Annotated in this window: 1 protein-coding gene; it reads right to left on the reverse strand. The window is 36.8% G+C overall.

Annotated elements, in window-relative coordinates; genetic code table 11:
* Window positions 1-173, reverse strand: a 173-nt coding sequence (gene tnpA, locus NE637_RS15585; protein WP_256267833.1) for an IS200/IS605 family transposase, incomplete at its 3' end; no start/stop codon positions are given.
* Between the last annotated feature and the right edge of the window lie 61 nt (window positions 174-234).

Raw genomic sequence — 234 nt, forward strand, 5'->3', positions numbered from 1 at the left:
CCCGAAACGCTCATTTTGGGCGGGATACTCAGAAGTAAATGAATATGATCCGGACATACTTCTCCTTCGATGATTTCAACACCTTTCCATTGGCACAGTGTTCGGATTATTTCACGAATTGCTTCTTTCTTTTCGTTATAAAATACTTTCCTTCGATATTTAGGTGCAAACACTACATGATATTTGCAATTCCATTTTGTATGTGCTAAGCTTTTTACGTCTGTATTTTGTTCT

Source organism: Desulfovibrio desulfuricans (assembly GCF_024460775.1).
Taxonomy (GTDB): Bacteria; Desulfobacterota; Desulfovibrionia; order Desulfovibrionales; family Desulfovibrionaceae; genus Desulfovibrio; species Desulfovibrio desulfuricans_E.